Source organism: Streptomyces sp. NPDC045998, from assembly GCF_056430285.1.
Genome location: NZ_JBWKLJ010000001.1, coordinates 328,269 through 347,257, shown reverse-complemented (window position 1 = coordinate 347,257; position 18,989 = coordinate 328,269). Strand labels below are relative to the sequence as shown.

Genomic DNA, 18,989 nt, shown 5'->3' with positions numbered 1-18,989 from the left:
GACCGCGGTAGGACAGGTGGAGGCGCCTCCCGGCGCAGGCACCTCCTCGCGCGGGAGCGTCCCGGCGCACGCGGCGCCGCCGGCACGGCTGGCACGGGGGTGCGGGGTGGGCGCGGGTGGGGAGCGGGGTGGGGCCGGTTGGCACCGGCGGGAAACACAGGCCCGGCTGCGGGCCGGGCGCACCCCGCCCGGCCCGCAGCCGAACAGCGCAGGTGGGCGGGGGTACGGCCGGCGACAGCGCAGGCAGGGCTGGGATACGGCCGGCGACAGCGGCGCCAGAGCGGCGACGGCGGCGTCGACGGCCGCTCAGCCCCCCGAGGTGTCCAGTTCGGCTTCCGCGCCCACGACCGCCGAGCAGTCGTACGGGTCCTTGAGCCAGCCGTCCGGCAGGACGACCCGGTTGTTGCCGGACGTCCGCCCGCGCGGCCCGTCCGCGCCCAGCGGCCACGCCTGCTCCAGGTCCAGCTCGCTCAACTGAGCGCGCAGCTCGTCCAGCGACGACGTCACCGCCAGCCGCTTGCGCATCTCCGAGCCCACCGCGAAGCCCTTCAGGTACCAGGCCACGTGCTTGCGGAAGTCGATGACGCCCCGCGTCTCGTCCCCGATCCACTCACCCAGCAGCTGCGCGTGCCGCACCATGACGTCCGCGACCTCGCGCAGCGTGGGCGCCGCCGAGGCCCCCGTACCCTCGAAGGCGCCGACCAGGTCGCCGAAGAGCCACGGGCGGCCCAGGCAGCCGCGCCCGACCACGACGCCGTCGCAGCCGGTCTCGCGCATCATGCGCAGCGCGTCCTCGGCGCACCAGATGTCGCCGTTGCCGAGCACGGGGATCTCCGGCACGTGCTCCTTCAGCCGGGCGATGGCGTCCCAGTCCGCCGTGCCGCCGTAGTGCTGGGCGGCCGTGCGGCCGTGCAGGGCGATCGCGGTGACGCCCTCCTCGACGGCTATGCGCCCCGCGTCCAGGTACGTGATGTGGTCGTCGTCGATGCCCTTGCGCATCTTCATGGTGACCGGCAGGTCTCCGGCGTTGGAGACGGCCTCGTTCAGGATCGCCCGCAGCAGCGGGCGCTTGTAGGGGAGGGCGGAGCCGCCGCCCTTGCGGGTGACCTTCGGGACCGGGCAGCCGAAGTTCAGGTCGATGTGATCGGCGAGGTCCTCGTCGACGATCATCCGGACCGCCTTGCCGACCGTCACCGGGTCGACTCCGTACAGCTGGATCGACCGGGGCGTCTCGCTCGCGTCGAAGTGGATCAGCTGCATGGTCTTCTCGTTGCGCTCGACCAGCGCCCGCGTGGTGATCATCTCGCTCACGAACAGCCCCTTCCCGCCGCTGAACTCGCGGCACAGGGTGCGGAACGGAGCATTCGTGATGCCGGCCATCGGCGCGAGCACCACCGGCGGCTGCACGACGTGCGGCCCGATGGAGAGAGGACTGAACGCGGTCATGCCCCCCATTGTCACCCACCCGCGCACACGCCCCGCCGGACGCCCGGAGCCCGGCCCCCTGGAGGGCGGCACACGGAAGGGCCCGGGCGACGATCCGCCCGAGCCCTTCCGTCCCCCGGACGCTCAGTCCCCCGTACGCGCGGGGCCGCGGGCGTCAGCTCTCCTGCTGCGGCTTGCCCTCCGCCCGCTCGCGCATCTTGCGCAGCAGCTCCTGCTTCTGGTCGGCGGCCGCCCTGCGGTCGGCGGCGCGCGCCGGCGCGGAGCCCTGCTGGTCGGCACGGGACAGCTTCTTGCGCTGTCCGCCGACGCCGAGAAGGTTGTTACGGCTCTTGGCCACGGTGTCTCCCAACGTGGTGAGAAGTGATCGGAACGTCGTACCTGGGGGATCTCACTCGTAGATCTGGAAGAACCACATGCCGTCGACGGTAGCCCCCGGCACCCCGCCGCGCATCAGCTTTTCGGCGTGGCCGCCGCCCCGGACGGCCGGGCCGGCCTGTACGGCTGGACGGGCGGCGCGTCGATCGTGCCGTCCGGCTGGATCTTCGGCAGCGTCGTCTGCGGCTGGGGCAGCAGGGCACGCTTGAGGTCCTGGTTGCCCTGCTTGTCGAGGCCGTACAGCGCGTCGTAGATGTTGCGCACGGCGGGTCCGGACGCGCCGGAGCCCGTACCGCCCTGGGAGATCGTCATGACGATCGAGTAGTCCTTGGTGTACGTGGCGAACCACGACGTCGTCTGCTTGCCGTAGACCTCGGCCGTACCCGTCTTGGCGTGCATCGGGATCTTGTCCTGCGGCCAGCCGCCGAACCGCCAGGCGGCGGTGCCGCGCGTGGCGACTCCGGCGAGGGCGTCGCCCATCTGCTCCAGCAGCTTCTTGTCGACGGGCAGCCTGCCGTGCGCCTTGGGCTTGATCTCCTGGACCGCGCGGCCGTCGGGGCTGACGATCGCCTTGCCGACGCTCGGGGTGTAGAGGGTGCCGCCGTTGGAGAGTGCGGCGTAGATGGTGGCCATCTGGATCGGCGTGACGAGGGTGTCGCCCTGTCCGATGGAGTAGTTCACGGAGTCGCCGGCGCGCAGGTCCTTGAAGGAGACGCAGTTCTCGTACGCGATCCGCTGCGTGTACGAGCCGTTCCTCTTGCCCTGCTTGCACCAGGCGTCCTTGTTGGCCTCCCAGTAGTCCTGCTTCCACCGGCGGTCCGGGACCCGGCCCTTGACCTCGTTGGGCAGGTCGATGCCGGTCTCCTTGCCGAGCCCGTACTGGCGGGCGGTGGTGTAGAGGATGTCCTTGGCGTTCTTCTTCGGCTTGGTGCCGCCGTCCTTGCGCCACTCCTCGTGCGCCAGCCGGTAGTACACGGTGTCGCAGGAGACTTCGAGGGCGCGGCCGAGGTCGATCATCCCGTAGCCCTTGGACTCGAAGTTCGAGAAGGACCGGTCGCCGATGGAGTACGAACTGGAGCAGTCGTAGCGGCCGTTGAACGGGTATCCGGCGTTGACGGCGGCGGTGGTCGGGATGACCTTGAAGACGGAGCCGGGCGCCGACTGGCCCTGGATGGCCCGGTTGAGCAGCGGGAAGTTGGACTTCTCGCCGGTGAGCTTGGCGTAGTCCTTCGCGGATATGCCGCCGACCCAGGCGTTGGGGTCGTAGTCCGGAAGGGAGGCCATGGCCACGATGCGGCCGGTCTTGGCCTCCATGACGACGACGGCGCCGGAGTCGGCCTCGTACTTCCGCTTGGTGTTGCGGTCGAACTCCTTGCGGGCCGCCTTCATCGCCTCGTTCAGCTCGTACTCGGCGACCGCCTGCACGCGCGCGTCGATGGAGGTGACGACGTTGGAGCCGGGGCGGGCCGGGTCGCGCCGGGCCTCGCCGAGGACGCGGCCCAGGTGGTCGACCTCGTACCGGGTGATGCCGGCCTTGCCGCGCAGCGCCTCGTCGTACGTGCGCTCCAGGCCGGAGCGGCCGACCTGGTCGGAGCGGAGGAACGGCGAGTCGGTGTGCTTCGCCTTCTCGATCTCCGCGTCCGTGACGGGCGAGAGGTAGCCGAGGACCTGGGCGGTACGGGCTCCGCCGGGCGCGGTGTAGCGGCGTACGGCGGTGGGCTCGGCGGTGATGCCCGGGAAGTCCTCGGCGCGCTCGCGGATCTGCAGCGCCTGCTTCGGGGTGGCCTCGTCGGTGACGGGGATCGGCTGGTACGGGGAGCCGTTCCAGCACGGCTGCGGGGTGTCGGCGTCACAGAGGCGGACCTTGTCCATGACGTCCTTCGGTGCCATGCCCAGCACCCCCGCGAGCCGCGTGAGGACGCCCTTGCCGTCGTCCTTCATCTTCATCAGCTCGGTACGCGAGGCCGACACCACCAGCCGCGTCTCGTTGTCGGCGAGCGGTACGCCGCGCGCGTCGAGTATCGAGCCGCGCACGGCGGGCTGGACGACCTGCTGCACGCGGTTGCGGGACGCCTCCTCGGCGTACTCCTGGCCGTTGCGGATCTGCATGTACCAGAGGCGGCCGCCGAGGGTCAGGAGCAGGGAGAACACCAGCACCTGGAGGACGACGAGTCGTATCCGCACGCGCGGAGTGCGCCCGGTCTCCGGAATGTTGGTCACGTGTTCCGCTCCCCCCTGCACAGCCCTGCTGCCGCCCTGTGTCCCGAGCTTAGGTGACGGCAAGATCCATCCGTGAACCGGTCCCGCTGACGCCTGCGTACGCGACGGGCGCCCGCCCCCGTGAGGGAGCGGACGCCCGAGGCCGTGTACGGCGGGTGCGTCAGCAGCCGATGAGGCGGCTCGCGAGGTAGCCCTGGATCTGGTCCAGGGAGACGCGCTCCTGCTTCATCGTGTCGCGCTCGCGCACGGTCACCGCGTTGTCGTCGAGGGTGTCGAAGTCGACGGTGACGCAGAACGGGGTGCCGATCTCGTCCTGGCGGCGGTAACGGCGGCCGATGGCGCCGGCGTCGTCGAAGTCGATGTTCCAGTTCTGGCGCAGGTCCGCCGCGAGGCCCTTGGCCTTCGGGGAGAGCTGCGCGTTGCGGGACAGCGGCAGCACGGCGACCTTGACCGGCGCGATGCGGTGGTCGAGGCGCATCACGGTGCGCTTCTCCATGACGCCCTTGGCGTTCGGGGCCTCGTCCTCGATGTACGCGTCGAGCAGGAAGGCCAGCATGGTGCGGCCGACACCGGCGGCGGGCTCGATGACGTACGGGGTCCAGCGCTCCTGGGCCTCCTGGTCGAAGTAGAGCAGGTCGTTGCCGGACGCCTTGGAGTGGGCCTTCAGGTCGTAGTCGGTGCGGTTGGCGACGCCCTCCAGCTCGCCCCACTCGCTGCCGCCGAACTGGAAGCGGTACTCGATGTCGGCGGTGCGCTTGGAGTAGTGGGAGAGCTTCTCCTTGGGGTGCTCGTACCAGCGCATGTTCTCCTCACGGAGACCCAGGCCCGTGTACCAGTTCCAGCGCTGCTCCATCCAGTACTCGTGCCACTGCTCGTCCTCGCCCGGCTTGACGAAGAACTCCATCTCCATCTGCTCGAACTCGCGGGTGCGGAAGATGAAGTTGCCCGGAGTGATCTCGTTCCGGAAGGACTTGCCCATCTGCGCGATGCCGAACGGCGGCTTCTTGCGCGAGGTCTGCAGCACCTGCCCGAAGTTGGTGAAGATGCCCTGCGCCGTCTCGGGGCGCAGGTAGGCGACGGAGCCGGAGTCCTGGGTCGGGCCGAGGTGCGTGGAGAGCAGGCCGGAGAACTGCTTGGGCTCGGTGAAGGTGCCCTTGTTGCCGCAGTTGGGGCAGTTGAGGCCGGCGAGGCCGTTCTCGGGGAGGCGGCCGTGCTTCTCCTCGTACGCCTCCTCCAGGTGGTCGGCGCGGAAGCGCTTGTGGCAGGAGGTGCACTCGGTGAGCGGGTCGGTGAAGGTGGCGACGTGGCCGGAGGCCTCCCAGACCTCGGGGGCCAGGATCACCGACGAGTCGAGACCGACGACGTCCTCACGCGAGGTGACCATGTAACGCCACCACTGGCGCTTGATGTTCTCCTTCAGCTCGACACCCAGCGGCCCGTAGTCCCAGGCGGCCCGCTGACCGCCGTAGATCTCGCTGCAGGGGTATACGAAGCCACGGCGCTTGCTCAGGCTGACGATGGTGTCGATCTTGTCGGCGGCCACGGTGCTCTCTTCAGTACGACGATGAGGAAGGGCGAATGCTTCAGATTAGCGGCGCGCGGGGGCCTTGGATCAAATCGGGGGTGGGCTGGGCCACATACCACGTTTGTTGACAATCGTTTCCACTTTTGATGAAAATGAATCCCATGAACGTACGACGCCGCCTCATACCCACCACCGCCGTCACCGGAGCCGTGATCCTGGGCCTGGTCACGCTGTCCGCCTGCTCGGACGCGTCGGGCGCCGCGGGCAAGGAGAAGGGCGGCAAGCTGGACGTGGTGGCGTCCTTCTACCCCATGCAGTTCCTGGCCGAGCAGATAGGCGGCGACCACGTCACCGTCAACACGCTCACCAAGCCGGGCGTCGAGCCGCACGACCTGGAGCTCAAGGCGAGCCAGGTCCGCGAGCTCGGCCAGGCCGACTACATCCTGTACCTCAAGGGCATCCAGCCCGCGGTCGACGACGCGATCCAGCAGGCGGGCGTCGAGAACACGGTCGACGCGGCCACCCTCACCAAGCTGGAGGAGCACTCCACCTCCACCGGCGGCCACGACCACGGCCACGAAGGCGAAGAAGAGCACCACGGCGAGGAAGAGCACCACGGCGAGGAGGCCGGAGCCGACCCGCACATCTGGCTGGACCCGGTGAAGTACGCCGAGGTCGCCAAGGGCGTCGGCGCCTCCCTGGAGAAGGCCGACCCGGCTCACGCCGCCGACTACAAGAAGAACACCGCCGAGCTGGTGAAGAAGCTCGACGCCCTGCACAAGAAGTTCGACGAGGGCCTGAAGAACACCTCCACCCGCACCTTCATCACCACCCACTCCGCCTTCGGCTACCTCGCCGAGCGGTACAAGCTGGACCAGGAGGGCATCTCCGGCATGGACCCCGAGTCCGAGCCGAGCCCCGCCCGGATCAAGGAGCTGCGCGAGGTCGCGAAGGCGGAGAAGGTCACGACCGTCTTCTTCGAGACGCTCGCCAGCGACAAGACCGCGAAGACCCTCGCGAAGGACGCCGGCCTCACGACGGACGTCCTGGACCCGCTGGAGGGAATCACGGACAAGTCCAAGGGCGCTGACTACATCGAGGTGATGGAGTCCAACCTCGCCGCGCTGCGGAAGGCCCTCGGCAGCAAGTGACATCCCCGCACGTCAAGCACGCAACGGAGGCAGCGACGTGAGCAGCGAGCCCGCCGTATCCGAGCCGGTCGTAGACCCGGTCATATCCGAGCCCGTCATATCCGAGCCCGTCATATCCGTCCGCGCGGCCACCGCCACGCTGGGCGCCCGCCCCGTGCTGCGCGGCGTCGACCTCACCGTCCACCGCGGTGAGGTCGTCGCCCTGCTCGGCGCGAACGGCTCCGGCAAGTCGACCGCCGTCCGCTCGGTCATCGGCCAGGTCCCGCTCACCGGCGGGTCCGTCGCCCTCTTCGGTACGGAGCTGAAGCGCTTCCGCGACTGGGCGCGCGTCGGCTACGTACCGCAGCGCACGACCGCCGCGAGCGGTGTGCCCGCCACCGTCCGCGAGGTGGTCTCCTCCGGCCGCCTGTCGCGTACGAGGCTGAGGTGGCCGTCCAGGGCCGACAAGGCGGCCGTGGAGCGGGCCATCGCGCTCGTGGGCCTCGCCGACCGCGCCAAGGACTCCGTCGGCGCCCTCTCCGGCGGCCAGCACCAGCGGGTGCTGATCGCCCGGGCGCTCGCCTCCGAGCCCGACCTGCTGATCATGGACGAGCCGATGGCGGGCGTCGACCTGACCAGCCAGGAGGTGCTCGCCTCGACCCTGCGCGAGCAGGTCGCGGCCGGTACGACCGTGCTGCTCGTGCTGCACGAGCTGGGCCCGCTGGAGCCGCTGATCGACCGCGCGGTCGTGCTGCGCGACGGGTGCGTCGTCCACGACGGACCGCCGCCGCGGGCCGTCGGCCAGCACGCGCTGCCCGGCCACGACCACGTACATCCGCACGCGGCCGACGAGCCGCTCCGCACGGGACTGCTGACCTGATCATGGACCTCCTGCACGACACCTTCATGCAACGGGCGCTCCTCGCGGCCGTCCTGGTCGGCATCACCGCGCCCGCCGTCGGCATCCACCTGGTGCAGCGCCGCCAGGCCCTGATGGGCGACGGCATCGGCCACGTCGCCATGACCGGCGTCGGCCTCGGCTTCCTGATGTCCGCGAACCCGGTGTGGATGGCCACGCTGGTGGCGGTCGCCGGCGCCGTCACGATGGAGCTGATCCGGACGTACGGGCGCACGCGCGGCGACATCGCGCTGGCGCTGCTCTTCTACGGCGGCATGGCCGGCGGCGTCATGCTGATCAACCTCTCCCCGACCGGCTCGAACGCCAACCTCGTCTCGTACCTCTTCGGCTCCCTGTCGACCGTCTCGGACGAGGACGTCGTCGCGATGTGCGTGCTGGCGGCCTTCGTGCTGCTGGTCACGCTGGGCCTGCGGCGCCAGCTGTTCGCGATCAGCCAGGACGAGGAGTTCGCGCGGGTCACCGGCCTGCCGGTGCGCACGCTGAACCTGCTGGTCGCGATCACCGCCGCCGTGACCGTGACGGTCGCCATGCGGGTGGTCGGCCTGCTGCTGGTCAGCGCGCTGATGGTGGTCCCCGTGGCGGCGGCGCAGCAGCTGTCGCGCAGCTTCCGTACGACGTTCGCGGTGGCGGTGCTCATCGGTACGGGCGTGACGCTGGCCGGCACGGTCACGACGTACTACAACGACGTGCCGCCGGGAGCGACCATCGTCCTGATGGCCATCGCGGTGTTCGTGGTCCTGACCGCCCTGGCCGCCCCGCTGGCCAGGCGCCGCGCCCGGGCGGCGGAGCGCCCCGAGCCGGAGGTCTGCGACCTCGACGTCGCCCCCGCGGACGCCGCGGACGACGTCAAGGCGGCGAAGGGCTGAGTACGGTCTGCCGGGCCCCGCGGGACGGCCTGGCAGAATGGCCCGACGGACTTCACGACTTTCCGAGCGGGCCGAGGCTAAGGAGGCACCTGTGGCGACGGCTGGACCTACCGGCGTACGCGGCCGGTCGACCCGACAGCGAGCCGCCGTTTCGGCGGCGCTGAACGAGGTGGACGAGTTCCGCAGCGCGCAGGAGCTGCACGACATGCTCAAGCACCGCGGCGACTCCGTGGGCCTGACGACGGTCTACCGCACCCTGCAGTCACTCGCCGACGCGGGGGAGGTGGACGTGCTGCGCACCAGCGACGGCGAGGCCGTCTACCGCCGCTGCTCCTCGGGCGAGCACCACCACCACCTGGTGTGCCGCGTCTGCGGCAAGGCGGTCGAGGTCGAGGGCCCGGCGGTCGAGCAGTGGGCGGAGACGATCGCGGCGGAGCACGGCTTCGTGAACGTGGCGCACACGGTGGAGATCTTCGGCACGTGCACGGAGTGCGCGGCGTCGCTGAAGAACGACTGAGCACGGCACACGACCAGGCACACGGCTGTGGCCCGCACCCCGCGAGTCGGGGGTGCGGGCCACAGCCGTGTTCCGGTCAGAGGTCGTAGCAGGTGTACGTCCCGTCGTCACCGCGTCCCACGCTGTTGTGGTTCCAGCAGTGCAGCACCGGCCCCAGCGTGTACACCCGCCACGCCAGCAGCAGGACCACGCAGGCGGTCGCGGCCTGGGCCAGGCGGGAGCGGTACCCCGCCAGCACCAGTGCGGCGCCGGCCACCACGACCGCGAAGACGCCCATGATGATCACGGCGAACGTGTCGTTCTGCCGCAGCCCGGGGAACGACTCCATCTCGACGGTCCCCATGAAGCTGAAGCTCATCACCACCAGGGCGAACAGGTACAGCGCGAGCGCGACGATCCTGTGCACCCAGGTCACGCCTGCGGGCCCCGCTCGTCGCCCTCGTCCTGCCGGCCCTGCATCGCCAGCAGCTCCTCGTTGGGGATGGCCCCGCCGAAGCGGCGGTCGCGCTGGGCGTACTCCAGGCAGGCCCGCCACAGGTCGCGGCGGTCGAAGTCGGGCCACAGCACGTCCTGGAAGACCATCTCGGCGTACGCGCTCTGCCAGATCAGGTAGTTGGAGGTGCGCTGCTCGCCGCTGGGCCGCAGGAACAGGTCCACGTCCGGCATGTCCGGGTAGTACAGGTACTTCTGGATCGTCTTCTCGCTGACCTTCGACGGGTCGAGCCTGCCCGCCTTGACGTCCTCGGCGATCCGCTGCGCCGCGTCCGCGATCTCGGCGCGGCCGCCGTAGTTCATGCAGAAGTACAGCGTGAGGCGGTCGTTGCCCTTGGTCTGCTCCTGGGCGATCTGGAGCTCATGGGCCACCGACTTCCACAGCTTGGGCATCCGGCCCACCCAGCGGACCCGGATGCCGAGCTCGTCGAGCTGGTCGCGGGTCTTGCGGATGAAGTCCCGGTTGAAGTTCATCAGGAAGCGCACCTCGTCCGGGGAGCGCTTCCAGTTCTCGGTGGAGAAGGCGTACAGGGAGATGGCGTCGACGCCCATCTCGATGGCCCCCTGGAGCACGTCCAGCACCCGCTCGGCCCCGACCTTGTGGCCCTCGGTGCGCGGCAGGCCGCGGTCCTTCGCCCAGCGCCCGTTGCCGTCCATGACGATCGCCACGTGCTTGGGCACCAGCTCGCCGGGGAACTTCGGCGGGCGCGCGCCCGACGGGTGCGGCTCGGGGTCCTTGTAGTCGCGGCGGGACCGGCCCAGGAATCCGCGTCGTGCCATGCGCTCCATCTCCTACTTCCTCTTGTCACTTCTCCACGTACCGGAGGGAGCGCAGCCCCCGCTCCAGATGCCAGTGCAGATACGCGGACACCAGTCCGCTCCCCTCCCTGACGTGGCGCGGCTCGCACGCGTCCGCCGTCTCCCAGTCGCCGGTCAGCAGCGCGCTGAGCAGGCCCACGGCCTCCGCAGAGGGTACGACGCTGCCGGGGACCCGGCAGTCGCCGCAGATGACCCCGCCCGCGGCGACCGAGAAGAATCGGTTCGGCCCGGGGAGTCCGCACCGGGCGCAGTCCTCGAACGACGGCGCGTAGCCGTTGACGGCGAGGGAGCGGAGCAGGAAGGCGTCGAGGATCAGGTTCGGCGCGTGCTCGCCGCGCGAGAGGGTCCGCAGCCCGCCGATGAGCAGCAGGTACTGCTGCACGGCGGGCTCGCCCTCGTGGTCCGTGAACCGCTCGGCGGTCTCCAGCATGGCCGTCCCGGCGGTGTAGCGGGCGTAGTCGGTGACGATGCCGCTGCCGTACGGGGCGATCGTCTCGCTCTGCGTGCACAGCGGCAGCCCGCGCCCGACGAGCTCGCTACCTCGCGAGAAGAACTGCACGTCCACGTGGCTGAAGGGCTCCAGCCGCGCCCCGAACTTGGACTTCGTCCGCCGTACGCCGCGCGCGACGGCGCGCACGCGCCCGTGGCCGCGCGTGAGGATCGTGATGATGCGATCCGCCTCGCCCAGCTTCTGGGTGCGCAGCACGATGCCGTCGTCGCGGAACAGGGTCATGGAGCCATTGTCCCGTACGCGGCGGGGCGCCGGGCCCGGGGCCGGACCCGGGCCGGGGCCCGGGGGCCGGGTCTCATGGGCGGCCGGTCACACCGGCGGGGTCACGGCACCTCGCCGCGGCTGCGGGCGTTCGCGTACGCGGTCGCGGCGCTGAGCCGCTCCGCGTCCGTCGCGGGCCGCACCTCCTCCGGGGGACACTCCCACTCCCGTCCGCCCCCGTACGGTCTCAGCTGGAGGCACGGGCCCTCGTGCCCCATCACGCGCCCCACACGCCCCGTACTGATCTCGACGACGTACGACCCCACGGGCACGCTCATTCCCGGATCCCTTCCCCCGACGTCGCGGCGGTCCGCCGACGCGCCGCCTCGCGCCGCGCGCGATTCGACCACCGCTTCCATGGCCGTTTCCATGGCCGGTCCCATGGCCCCGGCGGTCTCGGTTCCCGCCATCGACGGCCGCTTCACTTCTTCCATCGCCAACCCCGTCCTTTCCCCGTCTATTTCCCGCTTCCTGCCCTCGCGGTGACAGCCCATCCGTTACATCGGCAGAAGCGGCCCCGAGGCAAAGGCCCACCACTCCAAGGGAGTTAATCCATGGCCAACGCCAGGGCGTCAGGCGGGTACGGCGCCGACCAGGCCGCCGTCGACGACCAGGTCCTGGCCGTTGACGTAGGACGCGTCGGTCGAGGCGAGGAAGGCCACGGCCGCCGCGACCTCCTCCGGACGTCCGAAGCGGCCCGCGACGATCCTGCCCGTCAGCGCCGCTGCCTCCGTCGCGCTCAGTGCGGCGTAGGGGTACATCGGGGTGTCGATGTACCCGGGGCTGATGGAGTTGACGCGGATGCCGCGTGGGGCGAGCGCGGCGGCGAGGGTCCGGGCCAGGTTGTGCACGGCGGCCTTGGTCGCCGAGTACAGGGTGAGGACGCCATTGCCCCGGTGGAGGGTCCAGGAGGCGTTGAGGACGATGGAGCCTCCGTCCGCCAGGAGCGGCAGCGCCTTCTGGACGGTGAAGAACACCCCTTTGAGGTTGACGTCGACGCCGTGGTCGAAGTCCGGCTCGGTGATGTCCTCGAACGGCAGGAAGGTGCCGGTTCCCGCGTTCGCGAAGAGGCAGTCCAGGCGGCCGGGACCGGCGCGGACCGTCTCCATCAGCGCGTCCACCGCGCCCAGGTCCGCAGTGTCGGCGACGACCCCCGAGGCGCGGGGGCCGAGCTGCCGGACGGCGGCGTCCACCCGGGCGCGGGTGCGGCCGGTGACGACGACGTGGGCGCCTTCGGCGAGGAGGCGGTGTGCGGTCGCCAGGCCCATGCCGCTGGTGCCACCGGTGATGAGGACGGTCTTCCCGGTGAAGCGGTTCATGCCGGTGCTCCCCTCAGGGTGTGCGTGAGGTGGTCGGCGAGGTGGTCCGTGAGGCGCGGCAGCCAGTCGGGCCGTGCGTTGCCGAGGAGGTGGTCACCGTGGGGGACGGACAGGTATCTACCGCGCGGCGCCAGGCGGGCCAGGGCCTCGCCGTTCGTCACGCCGGGAATGACATCCTCGCCTCCGTCCACGACGAGGAGCGGGGCCGCGATGCGCGGCGCCAGGGCGGCGAGGGCGACCTGGCGGGCGAAGTCGCGGGCGGCATCGGCTCCTCCGGCGCGCCGGGCCATGATGTCCCGCACCGGCGGGGGCAGTTGCTCCCAGTCCAGCCGGAAGGGGCCGCTGACGGTCGCGACCGCCGCAACGCGCGGCTCCAGCGCCGAGGTCCGGGCCGCGAAGTAGCCGCCCAGGCTGAGGCCGACGAGTCCGATGCGTGCGACGCCGAGGGCGTCGATGACCCGGCCGACGACCTGCTCGTAGTCCGGCCTGAGGGTGGTGGTGGCCGCGAGCACGCCCTGCCCGGGGCCGTCCATCGCGAACACCGCCAGGCCCCTGGCCAGCAGCGCGGACACCAGCCCGAGGAACTCCTCCTTGGCCGAGTCCAGGCCGGGGACGACGACCACGGTGCCGGGGGCGTCGGAGGGCCCGCGCAACCACCCGGTGAACCCCTCACCGCTCACGCGCCGCGCGGTGGGCTCCAGCGCGTCGAGCGCCCGGCTCAGGGCCCGGTCCGCCTCGGCGGCGGCACGGCCCGCCTCCGCGTACGGTGCCAGCGTGGCCAGGTGGAACCAGCGGGCCGCCGTCAGGAGGTGCTCCCCCGCGGAGGCGGGTGATCCGGCGTTCTCGGCGCGCCGGAGGTAGGCGTGTCCGGTGCGGACGAAGGCCGGCCCCCAGTCGGCGACGGAGCCGAGGCCGTCGGTGACGCGCCGGTACTCGTGGGGGTCGACGCCCGCGCCGGTGGCACGTGACCACTGGGCGGCGGCGAACTCGGGGGCCTTCACCGTGTTCCTCCCGTCAGCAGGACGGCCTTGCCGCGTATCCGGCGCTCCCGCAGGTCGACCAGGACGTCGGCGGTCTCCGTCCAGTCCGCGATCCGGCCGATCTCCGGGTGCAGCCGGTCGCGCTCCACCAGGCGCACCAGTGCCGCGAGGTCGGGGGCGTAGGGAGCGCCGGCGTAGTGGAAGTGCTGGATCGTGACGCGTTCGGGCCCGCCGAGCAGCTGGAAGAAGTCGAGGGTCACCGGGGTACGGCTCGCCTGGCCGAACCAGACGAGCGTGCCGCCCGGGCGCACCTTCGCGAGGGCCACCGGGAGATCCGGCCCGCCCGTGGACTCCAGCACCACGTCGAACGGCCCTTGTGCCGCCGCCACCCCGTGCACCACCTCCGCGCCCAGCTCCACGAGTCGTTCGCCGCGCACCGGCGTGGCCGTCACCGCGGTCAGCTCGGCTCCGGCCCCGACGGCCAGTTCGGTGACGTAGTGGCCGACCCCGCCCGAGGCGCCGGTCAGCAGCACGCGCTTGCCGGCCAGCGAACCGGCCGTACGCAGCAGCCGCAGAGCGGTGATCCCGGCGAGGGGCAGGGCTGCCGCGCGCGAGCTTTCGATGCCGTCCGGGAGCACCGCGAGGGAGTGCGTGGGCACGGCCGCGTACTCGGCCCAGCCGCCCTGCGCCGGATGCCCGACCACGCGGGTGCCGATGCCGGGGCCCGAGCCGTCGGCTGCCGCCTGGACGACGAGTCCCGCGATGTCCTTGCCGGGCAGCAGCCCCGGCCGAGGGCGTTCGAGGAGGAACGTCTCGCCCCGGTTCGGTGCGAACGCCTCCACCTTGACCAGTGCCTCACCGGGCTCCGGGATGGGCTGGGGGACCTGGGCGAAGGCGACCGGACGCGCCGCTTCCCCCGTGGCAATCAGTCTCTGCATGCCGAGCATGCAACCTCCGCGGCTGCCCCGCGATCCAACAACGACCAGGCGAGGCCGACAACTTCCGGTTGTCGCCTATGGTGAGGGCCATGGATCTCGACCTGGCGCAGGTACGTGCCTTCGTGCGCGCCGCCGAGGAACTGCATTTCGGGCGGGCGGCGGGGACGCTCGCCCTCTCGCAGCAGGCGCTGTCCAAGAGGGTCGCGCGCCTGGAGTCCCTGCTCGGCACCGCGCTGTTCCTGCGCGGCGGCACCGGGGTACGCCTCACCGATGCCGGACGGCGTTTCCTCTCACCGGCCCGGCAGGCCTTGGCCGCGGCCGACGCCGCGGTCGCGGCGGCGGTCGGGACGGACCGTCCGCTGCATGTGGACGTCTGGGGGCACCTCTACGCGCCGATGCGGACGCTGGCCCAGGTCGCCGGACGGGCCGGAGAGCTGGTGTTGGGGCACGGGCGGGATCTGCGGTCGGTGACGGCGGCACTGCTGCACGGCGACATCGACGCGGCCTTCGGCCGGGTCCACCCCCCGCTGCACCCCGGACTGGCGCACCGCCTCGTCCGCCTCGAGCCGGTGGACGCCGTACTCGGCGCGGACCATCCGCTCGCGGCCGAACCAGCGCTGCGGCCCGACCAGCTGAGCGGCAGCGTGCTGTGGGCACCCGGGGAGCTGGACCGGCTCGACTTCCTCCGCCGGTTCGCCAACCGGTTCGGCATCCGGACCAGCGCCACGAGCGTCAACCTGGGCCTCGCCCACTTCCTCGCCGAGGTGGCGGAAGGGCCGCGGCGCTTCTCGCTGCTGCCCGCCGACGTGCCCCTGCCGGACGTCCCCGGGGTGCGCTCCGTCCCCCTGGTGAGCCCCACGCCGCTGTACGCCTGGTCGCTACTGTGGCGCACCGGCGACGGGCACCCGGGGCTGCGCGACCTCACCGCCGCCTGCGCGGCGCAAGCCGGACGAAGCCGATGGCTGGAGTACGACCCGGCGCGCGACTGGCTGCCCGAACCGGGACCTTCACCGCTTTGATCGAGTAGTTCGCGGCAGTACGCGACCTGGGGAATGTCCGCAAAGTCCCGCCTGCGCGGCGGGCGGACGACGCTACTTTGCGGACACTCCCTAGGGCAGGGTCAGGACACGCGGTCCCGCGTCCGTGATGGCGACCGTGTGTTCGATGTGCGCCGCGCGGCTGCCGTCCGTCGTGTGGAGGGTCCAGCCGTCCTCGCCGGTGCGGTAGTCGTCGCCGCCTCCGGCCATGAGCATCGGCTCGATGGCGAGGACCAGGCCGTGGCGCAGCGGGAAGCCGCGGCCCGGGCGGCCCCGGTTGGGGACGTGCGGGTCCTCGTGCATGGTGCGGCCGATGCCGTGGCCGCCGAAGTCCGCGGGCATGCCGCAGCGGGCCGCGCGGGCGACGGCGCCGATGGCGTGGCCGATGTCGCCGACGCGGTTGCCCGGGACGGCCGCGGCGATGCCGGCGTCGAGGGCGCGCCGGGTGGCGTCGATGAGGGCCACGTCGGCGGGGCGGGGCGTGCCGACGGTGAAGCTGATCGCGGCGTCGCCGGTCCAGCCGTCGAGGACCGCGCCGCAGTCGACGCTGACGAGGTCGCCGTCGCGCAGGCGGTAGTCGGTGGGCACGCCGTGGACGACGGCGTCGTTGACCGACGTACAGATGACCGCCGGGAACGGCGTGGGCGCGAAGGACGGCTGGTAGCCGAGGAAGGGCGAGCGGGCGCCGGCCTCGGCGAGGACCGCGCGGGCCGCCTCGTCCAGTTCCCGCAGGGACACCCCGATGTCCGCCGCTTCCCGTACGGCGGCGAGGGCGTGCGCCACGACGCGCCCGGCCTCCCGCATCGCGTCCAGGGCCGCGTCGCTCTTGATCTCGACCATGTTCCGGTGTCCCCTCTCCCCATTCTTATACCGGTATTAGTATCACGGACATGGTGAGAACTCCCTTGACCCCGTGGGAACGGCAGCGCGGAGAGCGGTTCGGCGCGCTGCTGCGCGAAGCGCGCGGCGACCGCAGCATGGTGGAGATCGCGGCGGCGGCCGGGGTGTCCGCGGAGACGCTGCGGAAGATCGAGACGGGCCGGGCGCCGACACCCTCCTTCTTCACGGTGGCGGCGCTTGCGGAAGCGCTCGGGCTGTCCCTGGACGAGCTGGTGGTGGCGTGCGCGTACGGCGACGAGGGCGAGGGCGACGAGCGGCAGGCGCTCTCGGCCTGACCGCGCTCGCCGCGCGCGCGTTCGCCCGCGCTACTTCAGCTCGTGCCGCTCGCCCTCCCGCTCCTCGATCACGACCTCCGCCCTGAGCGCCCGCGCCAGCACCACCCCGATCACCATCAGCGCGACCGCGAACCACCTCGGCGCCGCGCCGAAGACCAGCACGAGCACGCCCATCGGGATCAGCAGCCCCACGAAGGGCATCAGCAGGCTGGACACGCGCGGCCTCGGCTCGGTCGCGGGGGCGAGGCGGGCGCGCACCACCGCGGGGTACCACTCGGTGAAGCGCGCGGCGGTGACGAGCGCCGAGACCTGGACGATCCAGCCGGTCCACAGGTTCTCGGGGTTGCGCAGCAGCAGGTCGCCGACCCCGCCCGCGAGGGCCGCGGCGAGGAAGGCGAGGCCCCACGCCGCCGTGATGACGACGTTGGTGCGCAGGAAGTCCGGTGTGCGCCAGAACTCCCGGGGCACCTTCCGGCGCGCGTACGGAGTCGTCAGCGGCGCCCGCACCGCGAGCGAGCCGGCCGCGAGGGCGACGAGGGTGAGGTTGGCGAGCTCGTCCGCGTACGTCTCCAGCCAGCGCAGCGTGGGCGGCAGGACGATCATGCCGATGACCGTGAGGGCGGCGAAGAGGACGAGCCCGGCCACTTCGAGAAAGGCGGGCCGTTGCCGTACGAGGACGAGCGCGAGCGCCACCGCGGCGGCGAGCGCGGCGGCCAGGACGTACCGGCCGGGGCCCGCCAGCAGCGAGAAGAGCATCCACGGGGACATCCCGGTGATGGAGCTGTTCATCAGCCTGGCGCCCCAGCCCGCTCCACCGTTCATACCTCCAGCGTGGCGCGATTCATGCACGGAGGCGAGAGACCCCATAAGGCCGCCTTATGGGGTCATAGGCGGGGGGCGGGTACCGAGGTGAGGTGAGCCTTACTTAGAGTGCGGTGAGCAGTGGTGTCACGAAAGCCACAGCTCAGACCACCCACCGCTCGAAGGGAATCCTCATGCCTCGCCCCCTGCGGGTCGCGATCGTCGGCGCCGGCCCCGCCGGAATCTACGCCGCGGACGCGCTGCTGAAGTCCGAGGCCGCCACCGATCCGGGCGTCTCCATCGACCTCTTCGAGCGGATGCCGGCGCCGTTCGGCCTGATCCGGTACGGCGTCGCCCCGGACCACCCGCGGATCAAGGGCATCATCACCGCCCTCCACCAGGTGCTCGACAAGCCGCAGATACGTCTCTTCGGCAACGTCGACTACCCCTCCGACATCACCCTGGACGACCTGCGGGCCTTCTACGACGCGGTGGTCTTCTCGACCGGCGCCACGGCGGACCGCGAGCTGGCCATCCCGGGCGTCGGGCTCGACGGCTCGTACGGCGCCGCAGACTTCGTCTCCTGGTACGACGGCCACCCGGACGTGCCGCGCACCTGGTCGCTGGAGGCCGAGAAGGTCGCGGTCCTCGGCGTGGGCAACGTGGCGCTGGACGTGGCGCGCATCCTCGCCAAGACCGCCGACGAGCTGCTCCCGACCGAGATCCCGCCGAACGTCTACGACGGCCTCAAGGCCAACCGCGCCAAGGAGATCCACGTCTTCGGGCGCCGCGGCCCGGCGCAGGCGAAGTTCAGCCCCATGGAGCTGCGGGAGCTGGACCACTCCCCGAACATCGAGGTCATCGTCAACCCCGAGGACATCGACTACGACGGCGGCTCGATCGAGGCCCGGCGCTCCAACAAGCAGGTCGACATGGTCGCCAAGACGCTGGAGAACTGGGCGATCCGCGACATCGGCGACCGGCCGCACAAGCTGTTCCTGCACTTCTTCGAGTCACCGACCGAGATCGTCGGCGAGGACGGCAAGGTCACCGGCCTGCGCACCGAGCGCACGGAGCTGGACGGCACGGGCAATGTGAAGGGCACGGGCGAGTTCACCACCTGGGACGTCCAGGCGGTCTACCGCGCGGTCGGCTACCTCTCCGACGAGCTGCCCAAGCTGCCGTGGGACGCCGTCTCCGGCACCGTCCCGGACGAGGGCGGCCGCGTCGTCCAGGGCGACGCGCCGATGCCGTCGACGTACGTCACCGGCTGGATCCGCCGCGGCCCCATCGGCCTCATCGGCCACACCAAGGGTGACGCCAACGAAACGGTCGCCAACCTGCTGGAGGACCACCGCGAGGGCCGCCTGCTCACCCCGGAGGCGCCGGGCGAGGACGCCGTCGTGGACTTCCTGCGCGGCAAGGGCATCGAGTACACGACGTGGGAGGGCTGGTACCGGCTGGACGCCGCCGAGCGCGCGCTGGGCGAGGCCGAGGGCCGCGAGCGCGTGAAGATCGTCGAGCGCGAGGGCATGCTGCGCGCGAGCGCCGAGTAGGCCGTACGTGCCGCAGGGGGGGGGGGGGGGGGGGGGGGGGGGGGGGGGGGGGGGGAGGGGGGAATGGGGGGGAAGGGGAGGGAGGGGGAAGAGCGCTGTGGG

20 protein-coding genes are annotated in these 18,989 nt (G+C 71.6%); 7 read left to right on the top strand and 13 right to left on the bottom strand.

What is annotated here, in order from left to right; all coding sequences use genetic code 11:
* Nucleotides 1-306: 306 nt before the first annotated feature.
* From dusB to AC07FJ_RS01505, 4 genes are all read right to left on the bottom strand, one after another.
* Nucleotides 307-1,446, bottom strand: coding sequence for a tRNA dihydrouridine synthase DusB (dusB, locus tag AC07FJ_RS01520; RefSeq protein ID WP_468295873.1), 1,140 nt, complete (start codon nucleotides 1,444-1,446; stop codon nucleotides 307-309).
* 154 nt (nucleotides 1,447-1,600) lie between these two features.
* Complete coding sequence (locus tag AC07FJ_RS01515) at nucleotides 1,601-1,783, bottom strand: DUF6243 family protein (protein ID WP_479044112.1); 183 nt, start codon at nucleotides 1,781-1,783, stop codon at nucleotides 1,601-1,603.
* Between the two features lie 113 nt (nucleotides 1,784-1,896).
* On the bottom strand, nucleotides 1,897-4,041 hold the full coding sequence (mrdA, locus tag AC07FJ_RS01510; RefSeq protein WP_479044110.1) for a penicillin-binding protein 2: 2,145 nt from the start codon (nucleotides 4,039-4,041) through the stop codon (nucleotides 1,897-1,899).
* A gap of 160 nt (nucleotides 4,042-4,201) precedes the next feature.
* Complete coding sequence (locus AC07FJ_RS01505; protein ID WP_361413774.1) at nucleotides 4,202-5,584, bottom strand: glycine--tRNA ligase; 1,383 nt, start codon at nucleotides 5,582-5,584, stop codon at nucleotides 4,202-4,204.
* Between the two features lie 143 nt (nucleotides 5,585-5,727).
* Here AC07FJ_RS01505 and AC07FJ_RS01500 point away from each other — a divergent pair, with 143 nt between their 5' ends.
* The 4 genes from AC07FJ_RS01500 to AC07FJ_RS01485 all read left to right on the top strand — a co-directional run bounded on the left by AC07FJ_RS01500 (nucleotide 5,728) and on the right by AC07FJ_RS01485 (nucleotide 8,998).
* Nucleotides 5,728-6,717, top strand: coding sequence for a metal ABC transporter substrate-binding protein (locus AC07FJ_RS01500; RefSeq protein WP_479044107.1), 990 nt, complete (start codon nucleotides 5,728-5,730; stop codon nucleotides 6,715-6,717).
* Between the two features lie 82 nt (nucleotides 6,718-6,799).
* Nucleotides 6,800-7,576, top strand: a complete 777-nt coding sequence (locus tag AC07FJ_RS01495) for a metal ABC transporter ATP-binding protein (RefSeq protein ID WP_479045221.1) — start codon at nucleotides 6,800-6,802, stop codon at nucleotides 7,574-7,576.
* Between the two features lie 2 nt (nucleotides 7,577-7,578).
* Nucleotides 7,579-8,481, top strand: a complete 903-nt coding sequence (locus AC07FJ_RS01490; RefSeq protein ID WP_479044106.1) for a metal ABC transporter permease — start codon at nucleotides 7,579-7,581, stop codon at nucleotides 8,479-8,481.
* 91 nt (nucleotides 8,482-8,572) lie between these two features.
* A complete protein-coding gene (locus AC07FJ_RS01485) occupies nucleotides 8,573-8,998 on the top strand; it encodes a Fur family transcriptional regulator (protein ID WP_468295895.1) in 426 nt (141 codons plus the stop codon).
* A gap of 76 nt (nucleotides 8,999-9,074) precedes the next feature.
* On the opposite strand, the gene AC07FJ_RS01480 is transcribed toward AC07FJ_RS01485, so the two are convergent.
* The 7 genes from AC07FJ_RS01480 to AC07FJ_RS01450 form a co-directional block, all read right to left on the bottom strand.
* On the bottom strand, nucleotides 9,075-9,413 hold the full coding sequence (locus AC07FJ_RS01480; RefSeq protein ID WP_479044103.1) for a hypothetical protein: 339 nt from the start codon (nucleotides 9,411-9,413) through the stop codon (nucleotides 9,075-9,077).
* Entirely contained in the window at nucleotides 9,410-10,270 is an 861-nt protein-coding gene (locus AC07FJ_RS01475; RefSeq protein ID WP_479044100.1) for an isoprenyl transferase, read from the bottom strand. Before AC07FJ_RS01475 ends, AC07FJ_RS01480 begins: the two co-directional genes overlap by 4 nt.
* A gap of 25 nt (nucleotides 10,271-10,295) precedes the next feature.
* Nucleotides 10,296-11,042, bottom strand: coding sequence for a DNA repair protein RecO (recO, locus tag AC07FJ_RS01470; RefSeq protein ID WP_468295901.1), 747 nt, complete (start codon nucleotides 11,040-11,042; stop codon nucleotides 10,296-10,298).
* Nucleotides 11,043-11,143: 101 nt separating this feature from the next.
* Nucleotides 11,144-11,359: a hypothetical protein gene (locus tag AC07FJ_RS01465; protein ID WP_479044098.1), complete on the bottom strand. Its 216-nt coding sequence runs from the start codon at nucleotides 11,357-11,359 to the stop codon at nucleotides 11,144-11,146.
* 294 nt (nucleotides 11,360-11,653) lie between these two features.
* A complete protein-coding gene (locus AC07FJ_RS01460; RefSeq protein ID WP_479044095.1) occupies nucleotides 11,654-12,400 on the bottom strand; it encodes an SDR family NAD(P)-dependent oxidoreductase in 747 nt (248 codons plus the stop codon).
* On the bottom strand, nucleotides 12,397-13,401 hold the full coding sequence (locus AC07FJ_RS01455) for an alpha/beta hydrolase family protein (protein WP_479044094.1): 1,005 nt from the start codon (nucleotides 13,399-13,401) through the stop codon (nucleotides 12,397-12,399). Before AC07FJ_RS01455 ends, AC07FJ_RS01460 begins: the two co-directional genes overlap by 4 nt.
* The gene (locus AC07FJ_RS01450) at nucleotides 13,398-14,318 is read right to left on the bottom strand and encodes a zinc-binding dehydrogenase (RefSeq protein ID WP_479044092.1); all 921 of its coding nucleotides are present in this window, start codon (nucleotides 14,316-14,318) and stop codon (nucleotides 13,398-13,400) included. The genes AC07FJ_RS01455 and AC07FJ_RS01450 overlap by 4 nt, the downstream gene beginning before the upstream one ends.
* An 89-nt stretch (nucleotides 14,319-14,407) precedes the next feature.
* On the opposite strand from AC07FJ_RS01450, the gene AC07FJ_RS01445 reads away from it, so the two are divergent.
* Nucleotides 14,408-15,337, top strand: coding sequence for a LysR family transcriptional regulator (locus AC07FJ_RS01445; protein WP_479044090.1), 930 nt, complete (start codon nucleotides 14,408-14,410; stop codon nucleotides 15,335-15,337).
* 90 nt (nucleotides 15,338-15,427) lie between these two features.
* On the opposite strand, the gene map is transcribed toward AC07FJ_RS01445, so the two are convergent.
* Entirely contained in the window at nucleotides 15,428-16,195 is a 768-nt protein-coding gene (gene map, locus AC07FJ_RS01440; RefSeq protein ID WP_479044088.1) for a type I methionyl aminopeptidase, read from the bottom strand.
* A 50-nt stretch (nucleotides 16,196-16,245) separates the two neighbouring features.
* Between map and AC07FJ_RS01435 the strand changes: the two genes are divergently transcribed.
* A complete protein-coding gene (locus tag AC07FJ_RS01435) occupies nucleotides 16,246-16,530 on the top strand; it encodes a helix-turn-helix domain-containing protein (protein ID WP_479044085.1) in 285 nt (94 codons plus the stop codon).
* A 30-nt stretch (nucleotides 16,531-16,560) separates the two neighbouring features.
* Here the strand turns inward: AC07FJ_RS01435 and AC07FJ_RS01430 are convergent, their stop codons facing one another.
* Complete coding sequence (locus AC07FJ_RS01430; RefSeq protein WP_479044083.1) at nucleotides 16,561-17,352, bottom strand: hypothetical protein; 792 nt, start codon at nucleotides 17,350-17,352, stop codon at nucleotides 16,561-16,563.
* Between the two features lie 173 nt (nucleotides 17,353-17,525).
* On the opposite strand from AC07FJ_RS01430, the gene AC07FJ_RS01425 reads away from it, so the two are divergent.
* A complete protein-coding gene (locus AC07FJ_RS01425) occupies nucleotides 17,526-18,887 on the top strand; it encodes an FAD-dependent oxidoreductase (RefSeq protein WP_479044081.1) in 1,362 nt (453 codons plus the stop codon).
* Nucleotides 18,888-18,989: the final 102 nt, after the last annotated feature.

Excerpts from the sequence above, each read along its gene's own strand:
- dusB (WP_468295873.1), bottom strand. The coding sequence starts at position 1,446 with ATGACCGCGTTCAGTCCTCTCTCCATCGGGCCGCACGTCGTGCAGCCG.
- AC07FJ_RS01500 (WP_479044107.1), top strand. The coding sequence starts at position 5,728 with ATGAACGTACGACGCCGCCTCATACCCACCACCGCCGTCACCGGAGCC.
- AC07FJ_RS01490 (WP_479044106.1), top strand. The coding sequence starts at position 7,579 with ATGGACCTCCTGCACGACACCTTCATGCAACGGGCGCTCCTCGCGGCC.
- AC07FJ_RS01475 (WP_479044100.1), bottom strand. The coding sequence starts at position 10,270 with ATGGCACGACGCGGATTCCTGGGCCGGTCCCGCCGCGACTACAAGGAC.
- recO (WP_468295901.1), bottom strand. The coding sequence starts at position 11,042 with ATGACCCTGTTCCGCGACGACGGCATCGTGCTGCGCACCCAGAAGCTG.
- AC07FJ_RS01465 (WP_479044098.1), bottom strand. The coding sequence starts at position 11,359 with ATGAGCGTGCCCGTGGGGTCGTACGTCGTCGAGATCAGTACGGGGCGT.
- AC07FJ_RS01460 (WP_479044095.1), bottom strand. The coding sequence starts at position 12,400 with ATGAACCGCTTCACCGGGAAGACCGTCCTCATCACCGGTGGCACCAGC.
- AC07FJ_RS01450 (WP_479044092.1), bottom strand. The coding sequence starts at position 14,318 with ATGCAGAGACTGATTGCCACGGGGGAAGCGGCGCGTCCGGTCGCCTTC.
- AC07FJ_RS01445 (WP_479044090.1), top strand. The coding sequence starts at position 14,408 with ATGGATCTCGACCTGGCGCAGGTACGTGCCTTCGTGCGCGCCGCCGAG.
- map (WP_479044088.1), bottom strand. The coding sequence starts at position 16,195 with ATGGTCGAGATCAAGAGCGACGCGGCCCTGGACGCGATGCGGGAGGCC.
- AC07FJ_RS01435 (WP_479044085.1), top strand. The coding sequence starts at position 16,246 with ATGGTGAGAACTCCCTTGACCCCGTGGGAACGGCAGCGCGGAGAGCGG.
- AC07FJ_RS01430 (WP_479044083.1), bottom strand. The coding sequence starts at position 17,352 with ATGAACGGTGGAGCGGGCTGGGGCGCCAGGCTGATGAACAGCTCCATC.
- AC07FJ_RS01425 (WP_479044081.1), top strand. The coding sequence starts at position 17,526 with ATGCCTCGCCCCCTGCGGGTCGCGATCGTCGGCGCCGGCCCCGCCGGA.